Genomic DNA, 25,166 nt, shown 5'->3' with positions numbered 1-25,166 from the left:
ACTCCAAACGCCGACGGCCGCGATGCCCCGACCGCCGCTCTATCGATGCCAACCGTCGATCCGCAGGCCGCCCAGGTGTTCGGCCTCTTCGCGGGAAACGGAACGGATCGGCTGCGTGAAGATCCAGACGTGACCCTCGGAATCGCGTGCCCGATACTGGCGCTCGCCATAGAACTGATCCGTCGGCTCCTGGATTATTACCGCACCGGCTGCCCGCGCCTGCTCACAATGCGCTTCGAGGCCGTCCTTCAGCCTGACATAGACCGACTGCGTGTTCTTGCCGGAGACCGCAGCCGGGCTGGCGACATAATCAGCCCATTCGGAATCGACGATGATATAGCAATCGCCGAACCGCATCTCGGAATGAACGAGCTTTCCCTCGGCGTCACTGACCACCATGCTGCGCTCGAAGCCGAACGCCGCTTCCAGCCACGCCAGCGCGGCAACAGGGTCCCTGTGGAAGACACCGGACCCCAGGCTCGCGTGCTTGAACGGATCCTCAATCGTCATCGGGGAGCGAGCGGCTCAGGCCTGTTCGGTGCGCGCCGCGGCACGCCGGCGGCGTTCGCCCTTCTGGCTCTGCACGATGCGCACGCGCTTGACGCGGCGCGGATCGGCGTCGAGCACATGGAACTCGAAGCCCGGGATGGCCTGCACCACCTCGCCGCGCGCCGGCACGCGGCCGAGCGTGTTGAAGATCATGCCGCCGATGGTGTCGACATATTCGCCATGTTCGCCAGCGGCGAAATCGCCGCCGATCATCTTGGCGACGTCGTCGATCTCGGCCTTGCCGTCGACGACGAACACGCCGTCGCCGGCCTGGGTGATCATCGGCTCGTCATCGTCATGCTCGTCCTCGATGTCGCCGACGACCATCTCGACAATGTCCTCGAGCGAGACAAGGCCGTCCGTGCCGCCATATTCGTCGATGACCAGTGCCATCTGCGTGCGCGTCGTCTGCATGCGGCCCATGAGATCGGAGGCAAGCATCGATGGCGGCACGAACAGAACCTGGCGGATCAGGTTGAGTTCGCCGATGGTGCGCGCGAGGTCGACCTGGGCAAGATCAAGCTGCGTGGCGGCCGGCGTCTTCCTGGTCGTGCGCCCCTTCTTGACGCGCGCGAGCTTGGTGATGTGCGCCAGCACGTCGCGGATATGGACCATGCCGCGCGGATCATCGAGCGTCTCGGAATAGACCGGCATGCGGGAGTGGCCGGATTGTTCGAACGTGCCCAGGAGGTCGCCAAGCGTCGTGGTGATCTCGACGGCCTCGATATCGGCGCGGGGCACCATGACGTCCTCGACACGCACTTCACGCAACCGCAGGATGTTGTTCAGCATGGCACGCTCGCCAGGCGAGAAGGATTCGGCATCGCTGGCTGTCTCGGCAAGCGCGCCGGCGATTTCCTCACGCAGGCTGGTTCCATTGCGTTGCCGGAACAGGCCCAGAACACGCTCGAACAGGGAAGGGCCGGCAGGCGAAGACTCGCTGGCAACGCTGCCGGTGTTGGCAACACCAGGGGTAACGGTACTCGGACTTGATCCCTCTTCCGACGTATCGGAAGCCTTGGCGGCACTGCCGGCGTCGGGGCGGGCGGCAGTCTCTGGTTTGTCGTTCATCGTCGTCCGGTCAATTGTCAGATGTAGTTACGCGTAGGGATCGGGAATGGCAAGCCTTGCGAGCGCTGTACGTTCGAGAGCTTCCATCTCCTCGGCCTCGGCGTCGGTCTCGTGATCGTAGCCCAGCAAATGCAGCAGGCCATGGATGACGAGATGGGAGATATGGTTCTCCAGGGGCTTGTCTTCCAGTGCCGCCTCGCGCGCCACCGTCTCGGCGGCGAGCACGATGTCGCCCAACATCGGCGGCAGCGGAGCGCCTTTCGCATGCGGAAAAGCCGGGAAAGACAAGACGTTGGTCGGCTTGTCCTTGCCGCGCCAGCCGGCGTTCAGCGTGCGGATATGGGCGTCGTCGGAAAAAACGACACTCAGTTCGGAATGTCCTGCCGCGCCGGTTTCGGCGAAAGCGGCCGCGGCGGCTTTGTCGACAAGCTGCAAAAGCACCGCCTCTCCAGGCCAGTTTCCCGCCTCGACCATCAGATCGATGTCGACGGGAAGGGGCAGGCCCATCCCATCAGGCCTTTCGGGCTCCGTCATGGGGTCAAATCAGCCTTCGGTCCCCATGCCGCGGGCGAGCTTGCCGTCCCGGTCATAGGCCTTGACGATCTCGGCGACCAGCGGATGCCGGACGACGTCACCCTCGTTGAAGCGCACCGTCACCATACCCGTCACGCCGTCAAGAATCCTGAGCGCCTCGACCAGGCCGGACTTGGTGTTCGGCGGCAGGTCGATCTGGGTCGGATCGCCCGTCACGATCATGCGCGAATTTTCGCCAAGACGCGTCAGGAACATCTTCATCTGCATCGGCGTGGTGTTCTGCGCCTCGTCGAGGATGACCGCGGCATGCGCCAGCGTGCGGCCGCGCATGAAGGCGAGCGGCGCGATCTCGATCACTTCCGCCGCAATGGCGCGTTCGACCTTGTCGGCCGGCATCATGTCATAGAGCGCGTCATAGAGCGGCCGCAGATAGGGATCGACCTTCTCCTTCATGTCGCCGGGCAGGAAACCCAGCCGCTCGCCGGCTTCGACCGCGGGGCGCGACAGCACGATACGCTCGACCATGCCGCGTTCGAGCAGCATCGCCGCATGCGCCACCGCCAGATAAGTCTTGCCGGTGCCGGCCGGACCGATGCCGAACACCAGTTCCGACCGCTCCAAGGCCCGCATATAGGCGTCCTGGGTGAGCGAGCGGGCGTAGATCGTCTTCTTGCGGGTGGATATCTGGGCAGCTGAAACCTTGCCCTTGCGCTCTAGCGTCGGCAGCGTGAGTTGATCGTCGGCGGCCACCGCCATGCGCACGGCGCCGTCGACATCGGACTGACTGATATCGACGCCTTTCTGCAGAATCCCGTAGAGATTGTCCAAGGCGCGGCGCGCTTGTTCGGCGGCCGAAGCAGACCCCTTGATGGTCAGCTGGTTGCCGCGCGAGCGTATGTCGACGCCGAGCTTCTGCTCGAGCCGGGCGAGGTTCTCGTCGAACTGACCGTAAAGGGCGCTGGCAAGCTTGTTGTTGTCGAAAGTCAGAACGATGTGCGCCATGTCAGAAGCCCCAGATGCCGGTACCGGGGGCAGATTCTTCAGCTCCGCTGCGCTCAACCGTCTCTCCTCATCTGCCGAGACCATCAGGCCAATTCGGCGAACAGGCTATTGTAGCCCGTCTTCGTGATTCGTACCTGGATAATGTCACCGATTTCGCCGGCCTTTTCATCAACAATAACCGGCTGTAGCCAAGGCGAGCGGCCAACCTTCTGGCCGGCCTGCCGGCCAGGCTTCTCGATCAGCGTGTCGATGGTGCTGCCGACCAGGCTCGAGCCGAAATCCTGCTGTTGTTTCAAAAGCAGAGCCTGCAGGAGCTGCAGGCGTTCGTCCTTGACCGATTCCGGCACATGATCGGGCATATCGGCGCCCGGCGTGCCAGGGCGTGGCGAATATTTGAAGGAAAAGGCCGAGGCGTAGTTCACCTGGCGCACCAATTCCATGGTCGCTTCGAAATCGGCGTCCGTTTCACCGGGGAAGCCGACGATGAAGTCGCCAGACAGTGCGATATCCGGCCGCGCGGCACGGATGCGATCAAGCAACGCCAGATACTCCTTGGCCGTGTGCCTGCGGTTCATCGCCTTGAGGATACGGTCGGATCCCGACTGCACCGGCAGATGCAGATAGGGCATCAGCGACGGCAGGTCGCGGTGGGCAGCAATCAGCTCGTCGTCCATGTCGCGCGGATGGCTGGTGGTGTAGCGCAGCCGCGCAAGGCCGGGGATTTCGGCCAGCCGGAACAGCAGCCGGCCAAGACCCCATTCCTCGCCATTTTCGCCTTGGCCATGCCAGGCATTGACGTTCTGGCCAAGCAGCGTCACCTCGCGCACACCGGCCTCGGCGAGCCGCTCGGCCTCAGCGACGATCTGTGCGACCGGGCGCGATACCTCGGAACCTCTGGTGTAGGGCACGACGCAAAAGGTGCAGAACTTGTCGCAGCCTTCCTGCACAGTGAGGAAGGCGGTGACGCCGCGCTTGATGATCTCGGCGCGCCTGGGTTGCGGCAGATGCTCGAACTTGTCCTCAATGGCGTATTCGGTCTCGACGATCTTCTCGCCGCCACGGACACTCGCCAGCACGTCAGGCAAGCGGTGATAGGTCTGCGGACCGATGACCAGATCGACAGCCGGAGAGCGCCTGATGATCTCGGCGCCCTCGGCCTGCGCCACGCAGCCGGCGACGCCGATCAGCAACTCGCGGCCGGCATCGGCGCGCTCCGCCTTGATGTCACGGATGCGGCCGAGCTCGGAATAGACCTTTTCGGCCGCCTTCTCCCTGATATGGCAGGTGTTGAGCAGCACGAGATCAGCCTCGCCGATGGCATCGGTCGCGGTGTAGCCGTCGGCGGCCAGAGCGTCGCTCATGCGCTGTGAGTCATAGACGTTCATCTGGCAGCCATAGGTCTTGATGAAGACCTTCTTCGTTGCCGTGGCGCGCGCTGCCGGCTCTCCGGCGACAGTGCCGATGTCGTCGCTTTCAATCGGGTTCAAGTCCATCCGGCGGCTTCTAACGCCTTTCCGTGACAAAAAACAGACGATTCTCGGTATGCGCCCGCAGGAGCGTGTGCCGGGCTAGCGGCTCGGGCGCGGATCGGCGAGTGACGCCTGCATCATCTCGCGCACCTGCCTTTCCATCAGCTTCGCCGTTTCCTTGCGGTTCGAGCCCTTGGAAAAGGCAATCGCTTCACCGAAATGCACCTCTACATCGAGGGCGCCTTCGGCCATCAGCACCTTGAGGTGCGGCATCAAATCCTCGTCGCCGATCCAGGCCGCGATCGGGCGGTGCCGGCGGCCGAGCGGCACGCCATGCAGGCGCGTATAGACGATCGCCACCGGCTGGATGAATACCTGCTCGGCAGCACCCTCCGAAATCGCCATCGACGCGGCCCCGAACAGCGTGCTCTTGAACGGCAGGACGACATTGCCGTCACCGGTCGAACCCTCGGCGAACAGCACCATGACGTCGCCCTTGGCCATGCGGCCGGCGATCTCGCTGGCCTGGTCGCCCGAGGAACGCTTGCGTTCGCGCTCGATGAAGACGGTGCGCTGCAGTTTCGACAGCATGCCGATCAGCGGCCAGCCTTCCATGTCGGCCCTGGCGATGAACTTCACATCGGCAAAAGAGCCCAGCACCATGATGTCGGTCCAGGAGATGTGGTTCGCGGCAACCAGCAAGGGGCGCTTGGCCGACAGCGTCCCCTTGACATGGATGCGCATGCCGAGCGCCCGGACAATCAACCTATGCCATGTCTTGAGGATGACGGTTTCCGGCCACCAGCCGGTTTTCATCGACAGTATCTGCAACGGCACCAGGACCAGCGAACCGGCAACGACGAGGCCCAGCGCCAGGAAAACCCTGATTTTTCCGATCATGCGTCCTTGGCCTTACCATTACAGTGCCGCGCGTCCTCCTGGACGCGCAAAGGACGCTGCAACACCTTAATCTTGGCGCATGATCCTTCCGAAATCGGATCCGATTTTCGGGGTCATGCGGCCTCTGGCTAGCGAAGATCGCGGCGCATGACAAGCGCCCCGGTCGGCCCGCGCCCGGGCGCCTTATAGTAATCCGGGCGCTTGCCGACTTCGCGGAAGCCGAGCCGCCGATAGAGGGCGATCGCGGCGACATTGGTCTCGTCGACCTCCAGGAACAGCGCTTCGGCGCGTTGGGCGTGCAGTTCGCGTAGCACCGCGTCCATCAGCTGCCAGCCCAGCCCCTGGCGGCGATGCGATCGCGCCACGGCGACGGTCAGAATCTCGCCCTCGCCGGCTGCCAGCCTTGCCAGCACGAAGCCCACCGGCGGCTTGGCGCCCTGCCCGGTTTCGCGCGCGGCGTAGCCGAACACGGTGTCCTGTTCGAGCAAGGCAGCGAACTCGCCATCGGTCCACGGGCGGACGAAATCCTCGCGGTGCAGCAGCGAGATCGCGGGACTGTCGGTGATCCTGAGCGGCTCGAGTGCATAGTCCCGGCGACGCGGCTGAAGAAAAGGTATGCGCATTCTATTTTTCTTGCCTCGAAAGAATAAATCCGGCCTGCGGCTTGGCATCGGCGTCGCGCAGGTAAAGCGGTTTTGGCCTTTCGCTCTCGCCTTTGGCGACGGCAAGACGGGCGTAGGTGACAATGTCGGCGGTGGCCATCCGTGGCCCGATGTCGAAAGCGCGCCCGGCTGAAGCGGCGATGTGCGCCGCCGCGGTGCCGGCAAGCACGGCAGCATTTTCGACCGCCAGGGCCGTGGCTTCCGCCAGCGTGGTCACCGCGGGGCCGTAAGTCAAAGCTGACATTTTATCGTACAATGCGGCATGGATCTCCTCACGGCCGGCATCGAGCGCCGCCAGCACGGCGCGGCCGGGAAATGCCGCTGCCGCTTCGGCCGCCAGCGCCTCGAGCGTCGTCACGCCGATCGCGGGCACCTTGAGCGCCAGCGCCAACCCGCGCGCGGTCGAAACACCGACGCGAAGGCCGGTGAAGGAACCGGGACCGACGGAGACGGCGATGGCGCCAAGGCCGGCGTAGTCAGTCGCACCCGCCTTCATCGCCTCGGCGATGACCGCCATCAGGTGTTCGGCATGGCCCTTGCCGAGATCGAGCACCGAGCGGCCGAGTTCCTCCTCTGCCGCCGCGTCGTAGACGCAGGCGGCGCAGAGGCTGGCGGCACAGTCGATGGCAAGCAATTTCATGAAGCGACCGGTTCCGAGAACCACTTCCCTGTGCCCGCCAAGGCGCGCCACCGCAAGCACAATTTGTTAAACGGCTTCGGTTCTGCCAGCGCGCTATCAGACCTGTTCGATACGCAGCACATGGTTATCCCAGACATAGTCCGGTTTCGATCGCTTCGCGCCGCTGCCCTCGATGATCTCGCCAGCGCCCGTGGTGGCCATGAAGCCCGATCCGTCAGGCGCCAGGCCGCAGACCTCGACCAGCACGCTGGTCGAGACGACCCGACCGCTCGCCGCATCGATCACCACAAGCGAATTGCCTTCCGGCGACGAGACGGCAACGGTGCCGGCTGAATCGTTGGCGGCGACCGAGCCGATATAGTTGCGAAAGCCGGACAGCACATCCCCCGGCATGTCGAGCAACTGCAGATCCTTGCCGCGCGTGGCGCGGCCGACCAACGCCGGACGATCGGTGCCCGGCCCCCTGTATTGGCAGCCGAACCAGACGGTGCCGGTCTGGTCGGTGTCCATGTGGCGGATCGACAGCTGATGCAGCGCCGCCGGCAGTTCGTGCTTTTCGATGAGGTCACCAGAGACGCGGTCGACAAGCACATAGCACGGCTTCATGGTCCCGATGTTGAGCTCGGCACGGCCATAATCGGGATGGGTCTCGATGCCGCCATTGGCGACCGCGATCGTCCTGCCATCGCCCAGCAGCAGAAGCTCGTGCGGCCCCATGCCGTAGGTCGGGAACTCCCCGACGCGGCTGAATTTCGCCCGCGCATCATAGATGCCGACCACGCCTGCAGCGTTGTCGAAATCATTCTCCGTGGCGTAGAGCAGCGCGCCGTCGGGCGAGAACACGCCATGGCCGAAGAAATGCCGGCCGGGGATGCTGGCGATTGTCAGCGGAGCATCGTGCCCGGTGTGATCGAAAACGACGGCGAAAGTGCCCGGCTGGCGGGCGAAAACCACCGAACGCCTGGATACGGGATCGAAGGTGACGTCGTGGCCGCGATCGGGCAGGTCGATCGCATGCAGCACCTTGCCGGCCTCCGACAGGACGGCAGCACCAAAACCGCCGTCGCGCTTGAGGAAGGCGGTGGCGAAGACGGCACCCGCCGCCAGCGTTTTTGCCCAGGCCGACGGTGCCATCGCGGCGGCAAAGCCAATGCCCGCGGCCCTCAGGAAATCACGGCGATCCATGAGGGATGTTCTCATGACACCATCCCAACGGTTAGAGGCTCGCTCATCGCCATGTCCGGAGGTCGAAGTTGGCATTCAGTTCCCACCGATCGCTCGAGCGGATTATCGCAGCCATCCGAGGTTGGCCGAAGCCTTTCAGAATTCGTCATGCTTGGGCGAAGCAGGAGCGAAGCTCCGTCGCGAAGACCCAAGGATCCATGCCGTGATTTCAGCCGAAGAACGCAGCGGAGCAGAAAGCCGAACCGTTGCAACGCCCTGAAGTCGCGGCATGGATCCCGGGGTCTGCGCCGCGTCGCTTCGCTCCTTGCTCCGCCCCAGGATGACGAAGCGACTAGCGTTTCGACCAATCTCCAAAGACGGAGATTCGCAAATACCGGCCACGCGTCGCAGCCGCTGCGCCTATCGCCAAATGCCCACGCCATTTTCCGGCTCACGCTCAATCTCCATCCAACGACGAAAAACCTGCAGTCAGGCCGAATTCGGCGGTCAGCCTGGCGCCGATCAGGGGCGACAGGCTGGAGGTGATCAGCGCGAAATGCTCGAGTTTTTCGCGCTGCGCCGGATCGGCGAGCGCCTTGTCGATCGGACCCTGGATGGACTTCGCGGTGGCGACGCCGTTGACCAGCTGGATATGGATCGACTCCGCCATCCAGCGCGCATCCGCCGGCAGCGCATCGCCGAGCTTCGAGACCTGGAACAGCGCATCGATGCCGGCGAGATTTCCGGCCAGCGAATTGGCAGTGTTTTGCGAACGCCAGTAGATCGCCTGTTTCGGCTTGTCCGTCCCGGGCCCGGCTCCAAGGAAGCCCTTCAGGCGGACATCGCGAACCATCTCCAACTCTTTGATGAAGACCCCGACCAGCTCAATCACTGCTTCGTTGCCGTCGCGGTAAAGTGCGTTTTGCGGTCCCGGATTGGCCCAGAGCATTGCAAAGCCGTCCGGCTTGTTCCAAGCGTCGTCGACGTCTTTGGCCATGGTCTCGATGTTGCCGGCAATCGCGGCCCCATAGGCGCAACGATAGGCATCATCCTTGCCCGTCAGCGCATCGGCGCCGTCCCCGTAAAGCACGAATTCCAGCGCACCCAAGCCTTGCATGGCAACGCTCTTGCCGGCCAGTTGTGCCGGATCGGTGGCGGTAGCGTCCTTGTCCGACAAGGCCGCCTGCACCTGCTTCAGGCCAATGCTCTTGCGGTCCGGCCAGAACAGCATGCGCTCCAGGCGGTTGTTCTCCTTGATCGGCCCAAAACCGATGATCTCGGCCGACGACCAGGCATAGACCGTGGCCGAAAACTCGGCACGCGCCGCATCAAGTTCCCGTTGCGAAGGTGCCTCACAGAGCTTGTGCATGGCCTTCGCCAGGGATTGCGTGTGTTCGTGGAGGCCGGCATAGGCCAGGCGGACAAAGCTGTCGACCGCGCGCTGGATCACGTCGGAGGCCTTCACGGCCGCCGATGCCGGAAAAATACCCAGCAACGCCAGGGGAAGAGCGAGAACCAGCGCGGAACGCTTCAGCATCAAAGTGACTCCAGGAATTTAAGCAATGCATCGCGCTCGGCAGCGTCGGCGGCGGCAAAGCGGTCGCGCGCCTTCCGGCCCTCGCCGCCATGCCACAGGATCGCCTCGGTCAGGCTGCGGGCACGGCCATCGTGCAGAAAGAAGGAATTGCCGTTGACGATCTCGGTCAGGCCGATACCCCACAGCGGCGGGGTGCGCCACTCGTTGCCGGTCGCGTCGCCCACAGCCTGGCCGTCGGCAAGGTCAGGCCCCATGTCGTGCAGCAGGAAATCGGAATAGGGCCAGATCAGCTGGAAGGCCTGCGCCTTGTTGGGCGCGTCGCGGCGGGTGACGAATTTCGGCGTGTGGCAGGCAACGCAGCCGATCTCGTAAAAGACCTTTTTTCCTGCGAGCACATCAGGCGCGGCGAGATCGCGGCGTGCCGGCACGGCCACGTTCTGCGCATAGAAGGTGACGAGATCCATCACCGGCGATGGCGCCTCGACCGGGCCGAGGCGGTCCTGCACGCCGTTGGGCATGGCGAGGCATTTTGCCTGCGCGGCGGTGCAGTCGCCCCAATGCTTCGGTTCTTCCGGCGTCGAAATGCCGATGTCGCCGGCAAAAGCATCCGCCGCCTGCTGGCGGATCGATGCTGTCTGCGCCTTCCAGCCGAAACGGCCAAGCGTCAACTCACCGCTCGGCCTGTCGCGGACGATGTTCGGCCTGCCGGAGATGCCGTCACCATCGCGGTCCTCCGGATCGGCATGAGCAAGGATGTCGGTCGGCGCGATTTGCTCGATCAGCCCAAGGCCGATCATAGGCGGGGTCAGGCGCGGCGACAGCGTGGTGCGCGGATCGAGAGACCCATAGGCAAGATCGGTGACGGAGTAACTGGGCTTGCGCAGGGAAACCATCGTGCCATCCGTCAGTTCTACCTTACGTTCCTGATAGTCGACATGCATCCGGCCTTCGCCGTGCAGGCCAGGCACCGCCAGCTCCTGCAACTGCGTGCCGTAAACCGGATCGGGGAAGTTGGGCAACTGATGGTCGGCGATAGCCGCCTTCTCTTCCGCGCTGCTTGCCTCGCGGGCCAGCCGCAGGAACATCGAGGTGGTGCCGGCGTCACCTTGCGGCGGGCGGCCGCGACCATCCTTCAGATGGCAATTCTGGCAGGCCCGTTCGTTGAACAGGGGTCCAAGCCCGTCCGACGCCTGCGTCGAGGATGGCGACGACACCCAGTTCTTGCGGAACAGGGCGTTACCGAGCTTGAAGATGCTCTCTTCCTCGAAGGTGATGTTGGCCGAGGATTGCGAGAAGGACTCACGGCTGACGTCTTTCTCGGACGTGCCGGCGCCACCTTGCATCAGTTCGAACGGCTCAGGTCTGGAGAAATCCGTAGTCGCCCTGGTGACGGCAGCGACGCGCGCCTGGTCTTTCGCATTAAGGTCGGTACGCACGGTGGCGAGGCCGGCGGGAAGGGCGCCGGCCACCGCCGAAGAGGCCAGCGCCAGCATGAGAATGGTGCAGCGCCGACCAGCCGACATAACTGGCGTTTTCTGAACACCCAGCGGGCCTTTGGCCCGCCGCAAGCGGCGCAAGACAGCTATGGGGCGCCGCATTTCCGCATATCCTTATTCCGCCTCGCCCGCCGGGGGGTTGTGCTGCCAGTATTCCTCTTCGCCGATCGAGGGCAGTAGACCGAGTTGCGTCTCAAGGGGAACAGAGCCTCGTTAAGCCGCTCGATGATCCGCGGTTCGCCTTTCATGGCTTCTGCTCCCGTATTGGACGCGCAGGCCTCTGACACGATCCAGATGTGAAACGACATCCACACCGCCCGCCTCCGAGCGGCCGTGGTAATTTTCGGTGACCCGAATGATCGTTTCGACCACATTTGGCAAGCAGCCGCAGCAACGCCCGCGCTTCTGCATGGCGTGGTAGACCTTTGCCGGCACGATGAGCTGCCAGGGGTCCTTGTCAAGCAGCCCGACGATGGCCTGCTCGATCTCCGTTTCGGTGATGATGTTGCAATGGCAGATCAGCATTACTTGGCTCGGATGGCTGGCGGCGGCTCCCGCGCCGCCTGGCATTTCTTACTGCCGGGGCCTCCTCATTCCGAAGCCGGTCGCCCGGCTCCTGAGCAGGCTTCTGGCCTTACTTGAACACCTTGTCGGGCGCGTCGAGGCTGTCGGAACCCTCGAAGGCGATGGCGTTGAGCTTCAGCGAGCCGACGGCGCGCTCGATCGATTTGGTCTGGTCGATCAATGCGTCGATCGCCGCCTGAACGGTGGCATTGCCTTGCGCATTGCCCTCGGCGATCTGCTGGTCATAGGCTTCGCCGGCCTCGGCCCGCGCCTTGATCGCTTCCATCCTGGCGACGGTGACTTCGAGCTTGCCCGACAGTTCCTTGTCGATCGCCGGGTCGACTGCCTTCACCATATCGGACACCGAGGGCCCCGAAACGACGGTGCCATCGAGGCGGATATAGCTGGCGTGATAGGCGGCGCGGATGCCGACGGCGTCATAGAGGTGGGAGTTGTAAGTGTTGTCGGAGAAGCAGTCTTGCTCCTCTTCCGGATCATGCAGCAGCAGGCCGAGCTTCATGCGTTCGCCGGCCAGTTCACCGTAGGACAGCGAGCCCATGCCGGTGAAGATGATCGAGATCGCGGTGTTCGGCTCGCCATCGACGAGGTTCTTGCGCGCGGCGCCGTCTTCCTTCCAGTCGTTGACCATCTTCTGCAGGTCGGAGACCAGAAGGTCAGTTGCCGATTTCAGGTACTCTGCGCGGCGGGCGCAATTGCCGCCGGTGCAGTTCTTGAGGTCGTAGTCCGTATAGGGACGCTCGCCGGCGCCCGGACCGGTGCCGTGCAGATCCTGGCCCCAGAGCAGGAACTCGATGGCGTGATAGCCGGTAGCGACATTGGCCTCGATGCCGCCAGCTTGTTGCAAGGTGCCGGAGAGGAATTCCGGCGAAAGCGTCGAGGCATCGACCTTCTTGCCGTTGATCTCGATTTCCTTGTTGGCGATTACATTGGCCGTATAGAGCGAATTCACGTCCGATTCCGTACCGTAGCTCTTGGCAACGTAGTCGATCAGGCCTTCGTCCAAGGGCCAGGAATTCACCCCGCCTTCCCAGTCGTCGACGATCTTGTTGCCGAAGCGGTAGACCTCGGTCTGTGGATAGAGCACGCGGGCCGCCTTCCAGGCGTCGCGGGCGGCGTTGAGCGTTTCGGCCGACGGCTTGGCAAGCAAGGCGTCGACCGCCTTGTCGAGCGTCTGCGCGGTGATCAGGGAATCCTCATATTTGGCAAGCCCGATATCCGCGTAAGTCTTGATGACCGCCTTGGGGTCGGTTTCCGCCTTCGCGGGCAGCACGAACACCGCCGCCGTCAGCAAGGCCGTGGCACCAATCGCCGCGAGCCTGCCGCCATATCGTGCTGTCATCATCGCTCTCCAGTCTCTCGGGAATTCCGCAAACGGCGCGCGTGGCAGCCGGCACCAGGCCGTGTGCATGCCACCGGCCGCAGGATATGCCGCGCTGCCGCGCGGCTCAGGGAAGAAGGACACCAAAATGCCTCCAATCGAACGGGTTCAAGGCCCAGACATCAAAGGGATGCGCCAATGCGCGAGATCCCTTAAAGCTTCGACGCCAGTGGAAGTCAACCAAAATTGCTGGAAAATCCAATCGAAACAATAGTTTAGAATTATTCTAAACTATGATAGTCAACTTTATCCGCTGCGTTCACCGGTTTTCTCGACGAGCTGTGCGATTGACAGCCGCCATTCCCGGTGCGACCCGCAAAAGCTCTCTTGCGGCGGCGCCAGACAATTGCCACTTGGCGAGACGTCCTAGGATCAAAATCGGGATGGGAATGCGATGAAGAACAGTGTGGTCATTGTCGGCGCGGGTCATGCTGGCGTGCAAGCGGCGGCAAGCCTGCGTGAGGACGGCTATGACGGGCCGGTGATCCTCGTCGGTGACGAGAACGAACTGCCCTACCACAAGCCGCCACTGTCGAAGACCTTCATCAAGGACCCGGAAGCCAAGCCGCAGCCCCTGCGCGGCGAAGCCTTCTATACTGGCAGCGCCATCGATTACCGGCCGGGAATCCGGATTGAGCGCATCGATTCCGGTCGCCGCAGCCTCGACATCGCCGGTGGCAGCTCGCTTGCCTTCGACCATCTGATCCTGGCGACCGGGTCGCGCCCGCGCGCCCTGCCGCTGGCAGGCTCGGACCTCTCCGGCGTTTTGTCGCTGCGTTCGCTGGCCGATGCGCGGCTGATCCGGGAGTTGAGCGCACAGAGCGAAGATGTCGTCATCCTCGGCGGCGGTTTCATCGGGCTGGAGATTGCCGCGACGCTGCTGGCGGCCGGCCGCACGGTGACGGTTGTCGAAACGGTCGACCGGCTGCTTGGACGCGCCGTGGCGCCCGCCGTGGCGAGCCATGTCCGCCAACGGCTGGAAGCGACCGGCGTGCGCATCCTGACCGGCACCTCGATTGCCCGGCTGGAAGGCGAAAACGGTCATGTCGTGGCCGCGATCACCTCAACAGGCGAAAGGCTGCCGGCGCGCATGGTCATCGTCGGCATCGGCGCCGTGCCGAATGTCGAACTGGCGCAGGCAGCCGGCCTCGTCGTGGCCAACGGCATCCGCGTCGACCAACAGATGCGCAGCTCGGTGCCTGAAATCCTCGCAATTGGCGACGCCGCCTCCTACCGGCACTGGTTCACCGGCGGCGACGTGCGGCTGGAGTCGGTGCAGAACGCCACCGACCAGGCACGCCTTGCCGCGCGCACGATATCAGGCCATGCCGATGCCTATTCCGCGGTGCCATGGTTCTGGTCCGACATTGGCGACATGAAGCTGCAGATGGTCGGGCTGACCGCCGGCGGCGACAGCCATGTCGTGCTGGGCGACCTGCCCGACAACAAGTTTTCGATCTACCATTACGCCGGGGACCGGCTGCTCGGCATCGAATCCGTCAACCGGCCGGGCGACCACATGCTCGGCCGCAAGATGCTCGGCGCCGGCTTCTCGCCGACGCCGCAGATGGTGGCCATGGGGCCCGAAGGGCTAAAGGCAGCACTGGCCGCGTTTCAGCAGGATGAGCCGGCAAGGGCTGCCGGCTAGACGCCCTTACTCTCCCGCTTGTGGGGAGGGTCGCTGCGAAGCAGCGGGGTGGGGTCGGCGCCAAGCCCCCCACCCGGACCTTCGGTCCGACCTCCCCACGAAGGAGAGGTAAAGTGGTTCAGGCGGCGCAGACTTCGCGGATCGAGCTTTCCAGAATGTCGAGCGCCTCGTTCATGACTTCGTCCTGGATGGTGATCGGCGCCAGGAAACGGATGACGTTGCCATAGACGCCGCAGGTCAGCAGGATCAGCCCCATGTCGAGCGCCTTCAGCCGGACGGCGTTGGCGATCTCGGCCGAGGGCAGGCCCTTCTTGATGTCGTTGAACTCGACCGCGTTCATGAAGCCGAGGCCGCGGATGTCGACAATCTCGGGCACGTCGTCGCGGATCGACTGAAGGCGCTGCTTCAGCCGCGCACCCAGCGTGTTGGCGCGGTCGCACAGCTTTTCGTCCTCGATCACATCGAGAACCGCATGCGCGGCGGCGACGCCGATCGGGCTGCCGCCATAGGTGCCGCCGAGCCCACCAGGGCCGGGCGCATCCATGATCTCGGCGCGGCCGGTGACCGCCGCCAGTGGGAAGCCGCCGGCAAGGCTCTTGGCCATGGTGGTGATGTCGGCAGCGACCTCGTGATGGTCCATCGCGAACATCTTGCCGGTGCGGGCAAAGCCGGTCTGCACTTCATCGGCGATGAGAAGCATTCCATGCTGGTCGCAGAGCTTGCGCAGCGCCGTCAGGAGCTCACGCGGCGCATCGTAGAAGCCGCCCTCGCCCTGAACCGGCTCGATGATGATCGCGGCGACGCGGGCCGGATCGACATCGGCCTTGAACAGCTTGTCGAGCGCGGCAAACGAATCGGCGACCGAGACGCCATGCAGCTGCACCGGGAACGGCACGTGGTAGACGTCGCCCGGCATGGCGCCGAAGCCGACCTTGTAGGGAACGACCTTGCCGGTCAGCGCCATGCCCATGAAGGTTCGGCCGTGGAAGCCGCCCCCAAAGGCAATGACGGCCTGGCGGCCGGTGGCGTTGCGGGCGATCTTGATGGCGTTCTCGACCGCCTCGGCGCCGGTGGTGACGAAGATGGTCTTCTTCTCGAACTTGCCGGGCAGCATGGCGTTCAGGCGTTCGGCCAGCCGCACGTAGCTTTCATAGGGCACCACCTGATGGCAGGTATGGGTGAAGCGGTCGAGCTGTGCCTTGACAGCCTCGATTACCTTGGGATGGCGGTGGCCGGTATTGACCACGGCGATGCCGGAGGAGAAGTCGATGTAGCGGCGGCCCTCGACATCCCAGATCTCCGAATTTTCAGCCCGGTCGGCATAGATCTGCGTGGTCATGCCGACGCCGCGTGAAATCGACTGGTTCTTGCGTTCGGAAATGGCTGAATTCTTCATAATATCCCTCATCGGGCCGGCGCCCGTTCTCGTTTGGTCAGATGTCTTCTGACCTTATTTCACGTTTTCCTCAAGTCGGCACCACCGGCAGGCAATTGGGCCTGCGGCCGGCGGGTGCCTGCCCTTAACCAGTCGGGCGATAGGCAGGCAAGACCGGTTTCCTTTTTCCGGCGATCGATTATCCTCCAGATATCCGCGAGCGTCAGCGAGCGGTCCGCGGTCGAGGGGAGCCCATGAGCAGGAACGCGACATCCTCCGTCTCGCCGCCATCGGTCAAAACCTCCAGCCTTTTGTCTTTTCCAGTCGCCTCGGCGCTTTTCGCCTGTATGGTCGCCCTGCTGCTGACCGGCTGCCAGAAGCAGGAGGCTGCGGCGAAAAAGCTGCCGATCATGGTGCGCACCGAGACGGTGGCACTCGCCGACTATGCGCCGAGAACCACGCTGACGGGAGTGATCGCGGCACGCACGCTGAACAATCTGTCGTTCAGGGTCGGCGGCCGCGTCGCCGAGCGGCTTGTCGATGTCGGCCAGCATGTCGACCAGGGCGCGGTGCTTGCCCGCATCGATCCGCAGGAACAGGAATCCGATCTGCGTTCCGCGCAGGCCGATCTTGACGCGGCACAAGCACAACTGACCCAGGCCGCCGCCACATTCGCGCGGCAGAAGACGCTGCTTGCCCAGGGCTTCACTACCAGACGCGATTTTGACACCGCCGACCAGGCGCTGAAGGTGGCGCGAGGCAGCGTCGATGCGGCGCAGAGCGCGTTCGCCAACGCGCAGCAAAACCTGTCCTTCACCGAACTCAAGGCTGGCGCCCCCGGCGTGATCACCGCCCGCCAGGTCGAAGCCGGCCAGGTGGTGCAAGCGGCGCAAACCGTCTTCACCGTAGCCGAGGACGGCGACCGGGACGCCGTGTTCAACGTGCAGGAGACGCTGGTCGCCAGGACGCCTACGTCTCCCGCAGTGACGATCACGCTATTGTCCGATCCGCAGGTGAGGGCAACAGGCAAGGTGCGCGAAATTTCGCCGGCGGTCGACCAGGCGTCCGGTTCGATCCGGGTCAAGGTCGGCATTCCCTATACGCCCGCCGGCATGCCGCTAGGGGCCACCGTCATCGGCTCGGTCAGCGCCAAGCCCGCGAGAGCGATCCTGTTGCCCTGGCAGGCGCTGACGTCCAGCGCCGGCAAGCCGGCGGTCTGGGTCGTCGATCCCGCGACCAAGGCGGTTGCGACGACGCCGGTCGATGTGCTGGCTTTCGATTCGGGCACCGTCGTCATCGCCAAGGGACTGAGCGAAGGCCAAAGCGTCGTCACCGCGGGCGGGCAGTTGCTCAGTCCTGGCCAGACGATCGAGATAGCGGGAGCGGGCCAATGAACCGGCTGGTACGCATCCTGCTTGGCCTGTTTGCGCTTGGCGCGCTTGGCGCCTGCTCGAAGTCGGACGAAAAGCCGCCGGAGATCATCCGGCCGGTGCTGTCGGTCGTGATCGAGCCGCGCACCACCCAGACCTTCGGCTTCGCCGGCTCGGTCGAGCCTCAGGTCAGCGCGGATCTTGCCTTCCGCCTGCTCGGCCGGGTTGTCTCGCGCGACGTCAAGGTCGGCGACATCGTCAGCAAGGGCACGACGATTGCCGCGCTCGACCCCACCGCGCTGGAGCTGGCGGTGCAAGCGGCCAAGGCGGAGCTCTCCAACGCCGAGGCACAGTTCGCCAATGCCGCTGCCAGCGAGGAGCGCCAGCGCCAGCTGCTTGCCTCGGCCAACACCTCGCAGTCCGTCTTCGATGCCGCGCAGCAGGCCAGGAAAGCGGCCGAGGCGAGTGTCGAGCGGGCCAAGGCCTCGCTGGCCAAATCGCAGGAGCAGCTCGGCTATGCCAGGCTGTTCTCTGATTTCGACGGCGTCGTCACCGCCGTCGGCGCCGAGGTCGGCCAGACGGTTTCACCCGGGCAGACGGTCGTCACCGTGGCGCGCTCGGACCTGCGCGAGGCCGTGGTCGATATTCCCGACCAGTTGACCGGCGATCTCTCCGCCGGCACGCCATTCCAGGTCATCCTGCAATCGCTGCCGACGATCCAGACGGGGGCCAAGCTGCGCGAGATCGCGCCGCAGGCCGAGGGGGCGACCCGCACCCGGCGCGTGCGACTGACGCTGACCAATCCGCCGCAGGCGTTCCGGCTCGGCTCGACGGTGACGGCAACCCGCGTGACCAAGGTGGCGCCGACGATCGAACTGCCCATGTCGGCACTCCTCGAAAAAGACGGCGCCGAGAAAGTGTGGATCGTCGATCCGCAAACATCGAGCGTGAGCGCGCGCGACATCAAGCTCGCATCGAAGAATGGCGGCACCTTCACCGTTGCCGAGGGGCTTGAAGCCGGCATGCGTGTCGTCACCGCGGGTGTCCACAGCCTGAGCGAAGGTCAGAAAGTGAAGGTGCCCGAGGGAGGGGCCTCATGAAAGGCTTCAACCTCTCCGACTGGGCGCTCAACCACCGCTCGCTGGTCTGGTATTTCATGCTGGTCTTCGTGGTGGCCGGCGTATTTTCCTACCTCAATCTCGGCCGCGAGGAAGATCCGGCCTTCACCATCAAGACGATGATCGTCCAGGCCAACTGGCCAGGCGCCTCGGTCAACGAGACCGTGCGGCAGGTGACCGACCGCATCGAGAAGAAGCTGGAGGAGCTCGACAGCCTCGACTACACCAAATCGGTCACGACAGCCGGCCAGACCGTCATCTTCGTCAACCTGAAGCCGACCACCAGGGCGCGCCACGTCGTGCCGACCTGGCTTGAGGTGCGCAACATGGTGAACGACATCCGGAACCAGTTTCCGCAAGGCGTGCAGGGACCATTCTTCAACGACCGCTTCGGCGACGTCTACGGCAACATCTACGCCTTCACGTCGGATGGGCTGACGCCGCGCCAGCTGCGCGATTATGTCGAGGATGTCAGAACCAGAATCCTGACCGTGCCCAATGCCGGCAAGGTCGACCTGGTCGGCGCGCAAGACGAGGCGATCTATCTCGAATTCTCGACCCGCCAGATCGCGGCGCTCGGCCTCAACCAGCAGGCGATCGTGGCAAGCCTGCAGGCGCAGAACGCAATCACGCCATCCGGTGTCATCCAGTCCGGCCCGGAGCGCATCAGCGTGCGCGTCGGCGGCCAGTTCACCTCGGAGGAGAGCCTGCGCGCCATCAACCTGCGCGTCAACGACCGCTTCTTCCGCCTGAGCGACGTAGCGACAATCACACGTGGCTATGTCGATCCGCCGACGGCGCTATTCCGGTTCAATGGCCAGGACGCGATCGGGCTCGCCATCGGCATGAAACCCAACGCCAACCTGCTGCAATTCGGCGAGGCGCTGCATGAGGAGATGAACAAGGTGCTGGCCGACCTGCCGGTCGGCGTCGGCGTGCATCTGGTTGCCGACCAGCCTGTCATCGTCGAGGAAGCGGTTTCAGGGTTCACCCGCGCGCTGTTCGAGGCGGTCGCCATCGTGCTCGCGGTGTCGTTCATCAGCCTCGGCATGCGCGCCGGCTTCGTGGTGGCGCTGTCGATCCCGCTGGTGCTGGCCATCACCTTCACCGTTATGGAATATCTCGGCATATCGCTGCAGCGCATTTCGCTGGGCGCGCTGATCATCGCGCTTGGGCTCTTGGTCGACGACGCGATGATCGCGGTCGAGATGATGGTGGCGAGGCTCGAAGGGGGCGACAATCTGCGCAAGGCGGCGACCTATGTCTACACATCGACCGCCTTCCCGATGCTGACCGGGACGCTGGTGACGGTTGCCGGCTTCATCCCGATCGGCCTCAACAACAGCGCCGCCGGCGAATACACCTTCACGCTGTTCGTCGTCATCGCCGTGTCGCTGCTGGTGTCATGGATCGTGGCGGTGCTGTTTGCGCCACTGCTTGGCGTCACCATCCTGCCGGCGACGATGAAGGCCAAGCACCACGACAAGCCCGGCCGCCTCACGTCGCTGTTTCGAAGGGTCCTTGTCGGCTCGGTGCGCCGCCACTGGCTGACCATCATCGTCACGGTGCTTCTCTTCGCCGCTTCGATCGCCGGTTTCGGTCTCGTCCAGCAGCAGTTCTTCCCGCCATCCGACCGGCCGGAGCTGGTCGTCGACTGGAACCTGCCGCAGAACGCGTCGATCGCCGATACGCGCGACCAGATGGAGCGGTTCGAGCAGCGGGCGCTGGTCGGCAATCCAGACATCGACCATTTCTCGTCCTATATCGGCCAGGGCGCGGTGCGCTTCGTGCTGGCCTATGACGTGCAGCCGGGCAACCCCTATTTCGGCCAGACCGTGATCGTCACCAAGAGCATCGAAGCCCGCAACCGGGTCAAGGCCGCGCTGGAGAAGCTGCTGCGCGAGGAATTCGTCGGCACCGACGCCTTCGTCAAGCTGCTCGAACTCGGACCGCCGGTCGGCCGTCCTGTCCAGTACCGCGTCGGCGGACCCGACATCCAGACGGTGCGAGAACTGGCGCAACACTTCGCCGGCCTCATCTCGGTCAATCCGAAGCTCGCCGCGCCGACCTTCGACTGGAACGAACCGCAGCGTGTGCTGAGGGTCGACGTGCTGCAGGACAAGGCGCGCCAGCTCGGCATCACCTCTTCCGACATCGCCAGCGCGCTGAACAGCACGGTCGGCGGCGCCACGATCACCCAGGTGCGCGACGCCACCTACCTGATCAATGTCGTGGCACGATCACGCGAGGCCGAGCGCGGCTCGATCGAGACATTGCAAAACATGCAGCTGCCGACCAGCACCGGCGAGGCGATCCCGCTCGCGGCGGTCGCCAACTTCCGCTACGACCTCGAACAGCCGACGGTGTGGCGTCGCGACCGCATCCCGACCATCACGGTGCGCGCCGGCCTGGTCGGCGACGCGTTGCCGGCAACCGTGGTCAACGAACTCAAGCCGTCGGTCGACGCCTTCATCACCAAGCTGCCGCCGGGTTACTCGGTCGAAACGGCGGGCTCGGTCGAGGAAAGCGCCAAGAGCCAGGGACCGATCGCGGCGGTTGTGCCGTTGATGCTGTTCGTGATGGCGACGATCCTGATGGTCCAGTTGCAGAGCTTCCAGCGCCTGTTCCTGGTGGTGGCGGTGGCGCCGCTGGGCCTGATCGGCGTGGTGGCGGCCCTGGTGCCGAGCGGCGCGCCGCTCGGCTTCGTCGCCATCCTCGGCGTCCTGGCGCTGATCGGCATCCTGATCCGCAACTCGGTCATCCTGATCGTGCAGATCGAGGACCTCGTGACCGAGGGCAAGGACCGGTGGACGGCCGTCATCGAAGCCACCGAGCACCGCATGCGGCCGATCGCGCTGACCGCGGCCGCGGCCAGCCTGGCGCTGATCCCTATCGCGCGCGAAGTGTTCTGGGGTCCGATGGCCTACGCCATGATGGGCGGCATCATCGCGGGTACCGCGATCACGCTGCTGTTCCTGCCGGCGCTTTATGTGACGTGGTTCCGCATCAAGGAGCCGAAGCGTGAGCCCGAAGGCAACGGCGTACAAGGGGAAACGGTGCCCGAAGGTGGAGCAGTCTAAGGCGGGAACTCGGCGTCAGCGATAACGTCAGGCCCGCACAAACCCCTCGCTCGCCCTGAGCAAATTCCGCGTATAGTCCGCATTCACGCGGTGGCCGATCAACTGGCTGGCGGTCAGCGTCTCCACCGCCTCGCCGTTCTGCATCACCATCAGCCGCTCGCACATATGGGTGATGATGGCGAGGTCGTGGCTGACCATCAGGAAGGTGAGCTTGCGCCGCCGTCGCACCTCTTCGAGCAGGTTCAGCACTTCGGCCTGCACCGAGGCGTCGAGCGCCGAGGTCGGCTCGTCGAGCAGGAGGATCGAGGGTTCAAGGATCAGCGCGCGGGCAATGGCGACACGTTGGCGTTGGCCGCCCGAGAGCTGGTGCGCGTAGCGGAAGCGAAAACCGTTGCCGAGCCCGACTTCGTCCAGCGCGCGTTCGATGCGCTTTTCGCCGTCGGCGAAGCCGTGGATGGCAAGCGGCTCCTGCAGCAGGCGGTCGACGGTCTGGCGCGGATGCAGCGAGCCATATGGGTCTTGAAAAACCATCTGCACTTCGCGGTAAAAAGCCTTGTCGCGGCGCGCGCCGAGCGTCTTGCCGTTGACGGCGATGCTGCCGGAGGAGACCGGTGCGAGGCCGGCAATCGCTCTTAGCAATGTCGACTTGCCGGAGCCGCTTTCGCCGACAAGCCCATAGGACTCTCCTTCCCTGACCTCCAGGCTGACGCCCTTCAGCGCGCGAAAGCGGTCGAAGATCACCTCCAGCCTGTCGACGGCAATCGCTGACGTCATGCCGCCCACTCCGGCTTGCGGTCGAGCACCGGCAAGGGATGGCGCTCGAAGCCGATCCGCGGCATGCAATTGAGCAGGCCGCGCGTATAGGGATGCTGGGCCTCACGCAGCTCCGAGGCCTTCAACTGCTCGACCACTTTGCCGGCATACATCACGACGACGCGGTCGCAGAAAGACGAGACCAGGCGCAGATCGTGCGAGATGAAGATCAGCCCCATGCCGCGCTCGCTGACCAGCTTATCGAGGATGTTGAGCACGTCGAGTTGCACGGTGACGTCGAGCGCCGAAGTCGGCTCGTCGGCGATCATCAGCTCGGGTCCCGCAATCAGCATCATGGCGATCATGGCGCGCTGGCCCATGCCGCCGGAGACTTCGTGCGGATGCAGGTCGAAAACGCGCTTGGGATCCCGGATCTGTACGGCCTCCAGCATGGCCAGCGCCCGCTCGCGCGCCTCGGCCTTGGAGACCTTCTCGTGCGTGCGCAGCGTCTCGACGATCTGGCGGCCGATGCTCATCACCGGATCGAGCGAATATTTCGGATCCTGCAGGATCATGGCGATGCGGTTGCCTCGTAGCGCCCGGCGTTCGCGCGGCGAGATGCCGAGCAGGTCGATGCCGTCGAAGGCCAATTTGCCGGCCGATATCCGGGCCTGCGGCGGCGTCAGGCCCATGATGGCGCGGCCCGTCTGCGACTTGCCCGAGCCGGACTCGCCGACGATGCCGAGGCGTTCGCGGCCAAGCGAGAATGAAACGCCACGCACCGCCTCGATCAGCCCAGTGCGGGTCGGGAAGGTGACGCGCAGGTCCTCGACGTCGAGAAGGGCGCTCATTGGTCACCGCTGCGGGGATCGAGCGCGTCGCGCAGGCCATCGCCAAGCAGGTTGAAGCCGAGGCTGACGATGAGGATCGCGAAGCCCGGCGCGCCGGCCACCCACCATTGGTCGAGCACGAAGCGGCGGCCCGAGGCGATCATGGTGCCCCATTCGGGCAGCGGCGGCTGCGCGCCGAGGCCGAGGAAGCCGAGGCCGGCGGCGGTGAGGATGATGCCGGCCATATCGAGCGTCACACGAATGATCAGCGAGGAGATGCAGAGCGGCATGATGTGGCGCAGCACGATGCGGGCGGGCGACGCGCCCATCAGCTGCACCGCCTTGATGTAGTCGGAGTTGCGCACGGTCAGCGTTTCGGCACGCGCGATGCGCGCATAGGGTGGCCAGGACGTGATGGCGATGGCAAGCACCGCATTCTCGATGCCGGGGCCGAGGGCGGCGACAAAGGCCAGCGCCAGGATCAGCTTGGGGAAAGCGAGGAAGATATCGGTGATGCGCATCAGGATGGCATCGGTCCAGCCGCCGGCATAGCCGGCGACGGTGCCGACGAGAAGACCGATCGGGGCGGCGATGATGGCGACCAGAATGACCACATAGAGCGTCCAGCGCGAGCCGTAGAGGATGCGCGAATAGATGTCGCGGCCAAGGTCGTCGGTGCCGAACCAGTGCTGCGCGCTCGGCGCCAGCAGCCGCGCGTTCTTCAGGTCGCCGACAGTCGGCGAATAGGGCGCCAGCACGCCGGCAAGAGCGGCAATGACCAGCAGCGCGATGATGATCAGCAGGCCGACAAAGGCCAGCCGATTGGCGGAAAAGCGCCGCCATGCGACATAGGCGCGGCCGAACCTTGCCTGCATGCGGGAGGCCGGCCGCTCGCTGAGCAGCCAGTCGCGACGGCTCTGGATCGCCTCGGCGCTCATGCGGATTTCGTCCTCGGATCGAGCAAACGATAGAGCAGGTCTGACAAAAGATTGATGCCGATGAACACCGAGCCGATGACGATGGTGCCGCCAAGCACGGCGTTCATGTCGGCATTCTGCAGCGAGTTGGTGATGTAAAGCCCGATGCCAGGCCAGGAGAAGACGGTCTCGGTCAGCACCGAACCTTCGAGAAGGCCGGCATAGGACAGCGCGATCACGGTGACCATCGGCACGGCGGCATTGCGCAGCGCGTGGGCCCAGATGATGCGGCGTTCCGACAGGCCCTTGGCGCGCGCGGCGACGACATATTCCTGAGCAAGTTCGTTGAGCATGAACGAGCGCGTCATGCGGCTGATATAGGCGAGCGAGAAATAGCCGAGCAGCGAGGCCGGCAGGATGATGTGGCGGAAGGCGTCCCAAAAGACATCCCACTGGCCCTGCATCGCCGAGTCGAGCAGGTAGAAACCGGTGACGGGCGTGAAGGTGTATTCGTAGACGACGTCGAGCCGCGCCGGAAAAGCCACCCATTGCAGCTTGGCGTAGAACAGCACCAGCCCCAGAAGCCCGAGCCAGAAGATCGGCACGGAATAGCCGATCAGGCCGATGACGCGCACGACCTGATCAATGAGGCTGCCGCGCCTGACGGCCGCCAGCACGCCGAGCGGCACGCCAAACAGCGCGCCGATCAGCGTTCCGAGCGTGGCCAGTTCCGTCGTTGCCGGAAGAGCGCGGCGGATGTCGGTCATGACAGGGTTGGTGGTCAGCACCGAGGTGCCGAAATCCCCGTTCAGCGCACTCCTGACATAGATATAAAACTGTTCGATCAGCGGCAGGTCGAGGCCCATCTCGCGGCGCGTGCGCTCGACCACGTTTGCCGGCGCGCGGTCGCCGAGCACGGCCAGCACCGGGTCGATCGGGATGACGCGGCCGATGAAGAAGGTGACCGCGAGAAGACCAAGATAGGTCGTCACCGCGATGACCAGGAACCGGCCGATCGAGGAGAGAATGGCAAAGGCGCGGGCGCTGCCGCGCCCCGCCTTCCCCTGGCTTTCAACCGCGCTCATGCG

At 64.5% G+C, this 25,166-nt stretch carries 22 protein-coding genes; 4 read left to right on the top strand and 18 right to left on the bottom strand.

The features are described 5' to 3' along the window. Positions 1–39: 39 nt before the first annotated feature. The 13 genes from FJW03_RS27840 to FJW03_RS27780 form a co-directional block, all read right to left on the bottom strand. Positions 40–510, bottom strand: a complete 471-nt coding sequence (locus FJW03_RS27840; RefSeq protein ID WP_140765049.1) for a VOC family protein — start codon at positions 508–510, stop codon at positions 40–42. Between the two features lie 15 nt (positions 511–525). Further along, positions 526–1,620: a hemolysin family protein gene (locus FJW03_RS27835; RefSeq protein ID WP_140765052.1), complete on the bottom strand. Its 1,095-nt coding sequence runs from the start codon at positions 1,618–1,620 to the stop codon at positions 526–528. A 27-nt stretch (positions 1,621–1,647) separates the two neighbouring features. Further along, positions 1,648–2,127: an rRNA maturation RNase YbeY gene (gene ybeY, locus FJW03_RS27830; RefSeq protein WP_413466445.1), complete on the bottom strand. Its 480-nt coding sequence runs from the start codon at positions 2,125–2,127 to the stop codon at positions 1,648–1,650. A 36-nt stretch (positions 2,128–2,163) separates the two neighbouring features. After that, the gene (locus FJW03_RS27825; RefSeq protein ID WP_226890477.1) at positions 2,164–3,156 is read right to left on the bottom strand and encodes a PhoH family protein; all 993 of its coding nucleotides are present in this window, start codon (positions 3,154–3,156) and stop codon (positions 2,164–2,166) included. 83 nt (positions 3,157–3,239) lie between these two features. Further along, positions 3,240–4,649 carry a tRNA (N6-isopentenyl adenosine(37)-C2)-methylthiotransferase MiaB gene (miaB, locus tag FJW03_RS27820; RefSeq protein WP_140765054.1) on the bottom strand — a complete coding sequence of 470 codons (1,410 nt, stop codon included), beginning with the start codon at positions 4,647–4,649 and terminating at the stop codon, positions 3,240–3,242. 75 nt (positions 4,650–4,724) lie between these two features. Beyond that, complete coding sequence (locus FJW03_RS27815; RefSeq protein ID WP_140765056.1) at positions 4,725–5,525, bottom strand: lysophospholipid acyltransferase family protein; 801 nt, start codon at positions 5,523–5,525, stop codon at positions 4,725–4,727. Between the two features lie 128 nt (positions 5,526–5,653). Then, positions 5,654–6,148 carry a ribosomal protein S18-alanine N-acetyltransferase gene (rimI, locus tag FJW03_RS27810; protein WP_140607780.1) on the bottom strand — a complete coding sequence of 165 codons (495 nt, stop codon included), beginning with the start codon at positions 6,146–6,148 and terminating at the stop codon, positions 5,654–5,656. A gap of 1 nt (position 6,149) precedes the next feature. Then, the gene (tsaB, locus tag FJW03_RS27805; protein WP_140765058.1) at positions 6,150–6,827 is read right to left on the bottom strand and encodes a tRNA (adenosine(37)-N6)-threonylcarbamoyltransferase complex dimerization subunit type 1 TsaB; all 678 of its coding nucleotides are present in this window, start codon (positions 6,825–6,827) and stop codon (positions 6,150–6,152) included. A 96-nt stretch (positions 6,828–6,923) separates the two neighbouring features. Then, positions 6,924–8,027, bottom strand: coding sequence for a DUF1513 domain-containing protein (locus tag FJW03_RS27800; RefSeq protein ID WP_140765059.1), 1,104 nt, complete (start codon positions 8,025–8,027; stop codon positions 6,924–6,926). Between the two features lie 421 nt (positions 8,028–8,448). Next, positions 8,449–9,528, bottom strand: a complete 1,080-nt coding sequence (locus FJW03_RS27795; protein WP_140765062.1) for an imelysin family protein — start codon at positions 9,526–9,528, stop codon at positions 8,449–8,451. Further along, a complete protein-coding gene (locus FJW03_RS27790; RefSeq protein ID WP_140765064.1) occupies positions 9,528–11,126 on the bottom strand; it encodes a di-heme oxidoredictase family protein in 1,599 nt (532 codons plus the stop codon). Before FJW03_RS27790 ends, FJW03_RS27795 begins: the two co-directional genes overlap by 1 nt. Before the next feature lie 111 nt (positions 11,127–11,237). Next, positions 11,238–11,549, bottom strand: coding sequence for a (2Fe-2S)-binding protein (locus FJW03_RS27785; RefSeq protein WP_140765136.1), 312 nt, complete (start codon positions 11,547–11,549; stop codon positions 11,238–11,240). A 109-nt stretch (positions 11,550–11,658) separates the two neighbouring features. Then, the gene (locus FJW03_RS27780; RefSeq protein ID WP_140765138.1) at positions 11,659–12,948 is read right to left on the bottom strand and encodes an imelysin family protein; all 1,290 of its coding nucleotides are present in this window, start codon (positions 12,946–12,948) and stop codon (positions 11,659–11,661) included. 433 nt (positions 12,949–13,381) lie between these two features. On the opposite strand from FJW03_RS27780, the gene FJW03_RS27775 reads away from it, so the two are divergent. Beyond that, positions 13,382–14,635 (top strand): NAD(P)/FAD-dependent oxidoreductase, encoded by a 1,254-nt coding sequence (locus tag FJW03_RS27775; RefSeq protein ID WP_140765066.1) that lies wholly within the window; start codon positions 13,382–13,384, stop codon positions 14,633–14,635. A gap of 118 nt (positions 14,636–14,753) precedes the next feature. On the opposite strand, the gene FJW03_RS27770 is transcribed toward FJW03_RS27775, so the two are convergent. Next, on the bottom strand, positions 14,754–16,031 hold the full coding sequence (locus FJW03_RS27770) for a 4-aminobutyrate--2-oxoglutarate transaminase (protein ID WP_140765068.1): 1,278 nt from the start codon (positions 16,029–16,031) through the stop codon (positions 14,754–14,756). A 233-nt stretch (positions 16,032–16,264) separates the two neighbouring features. On the opposite strand from FJW03_RS27770, the gene FJW03_RS27765 reads away from it, so the two are divergent. From FJW03_RS27765 to FJW03_RS27755, 3 genes are read left to right on the top strand one after another with little or no spacing between them, the layout of a single operon-like run. Continuing rightward, the gene (locus FJW03_RS27765) at positions 16,265–17,404 is read left to right on the top strand and encodes an efflux RND transporter periplasmic adaptor subunit (protein WP_140765070.1); all 1,140 of its coding nucleotides are present in this window, start codon (positions 16,265–16,267) and stop codon (positions 17,402–17,404) included. Beyond that, positions 17,401–18,480: an efflux RND transporter periplasmic adaptor subunit gene (locus tag FJW03_RS27760; protein ID WP_140765072.1), complete on the top strand. Its 1,080-nt coding sequence runs from the start codon at positions 17,401–17,403 to the stop codon at positions 18,478–18,480. Before FJW03_RS27765 ends, FJW03_RS27760 begins: the two co-directional genes overlap by 4 nt. Next, the gene (locus FJW03_RS27755; protein WP_140765074.1) at positions 18,477–21,578 is read left to right on the top strand and encodes an efflux RND transporter permease subunit; all 3,102 of its coding nucleotides are present in this window, start codon (positions 18,477–18,479) and stop codon (positions 21,576–21,578) included. The genes FJW03_RS27760 and FJW03_RS27755 overlap by 4 nt, the downstream gene beginning before the upstream one ends. A gap of 27 nt (positions 21,579–21,605) precedes the next feature. Here FJW03_RS27755 and FJW03_RS27750 read toward each other — a convergent pair whose 3' ends face one another. From FJW03_RS27750 to FJW03_RS27735, 4 genes are read right to left on the bottom strand one after another with little or no spacing between them, the layout of a single operon-like run. Further along, positions 21,606–22,352, bottom strand: a complete 747-nt coding sequence (locus FJW03_RS27750; protein WP_140607800.1) for an ABC transporter ATP-binding protein — start codon at positions 22,350–22,352, stop codon at positions 21,606–21,608. Next, positions 22,349–23,182: an ABC transporter ATP-binding protein gene (locus tag FJW03_RS27745; protein WP_140607802.1), complete on the bottom strand. Its 834-nt coding sequence runs from the start codon at positions 23,180–23,182 to the stop codon at positions 22,349–22,351. Before FJW03_RS27745 ends, FJW03_RS27750 begins: the two co-directional genes overlap by 4 nt. Beyond that, on the bottom strand, positions 23,179–24,099 hold the full coding sequence (gene nikC / locus FJW03_RS27740; protein WP_140607804.1) for a nickel transporter permease: 921 nt from the start codon (positions 24,097–24,099) through the stop codon (positions 23,179–23,181). Before nikC ends, FJW03_RS27745 begins: the two co-directional genes overlap by 4 nt. Then, positions 24,096–25,163, bottom strand: coding sequence for an ABC transporter permease (locus tag FJW03_RS27735; RefSeq protein WP_140691289.1), 1,068 nt, complete (start codon positions 25,161–25,163; stop codon positions 24,096–24,098). Before FJW03_RS27735 ends, nikC begins: the two co-directional genes overlap by 4 nt. Positions 25,164–25,166: the final 3 nt, after the last annotated feature.

The sequence above is a fragment of the Mesorhizobium sp. B4-1-4 genome, assembly GCF_006439395.2.
Classification (GTDB): Bacteria; Pseudomonadota; Alphaproteobacteria; order Rhizobiales; family Rhizobiaceae; genus Mesorhizobium.
This window is presented reverse-complemented; position numbering and strand designations above follow the sequence as displayed.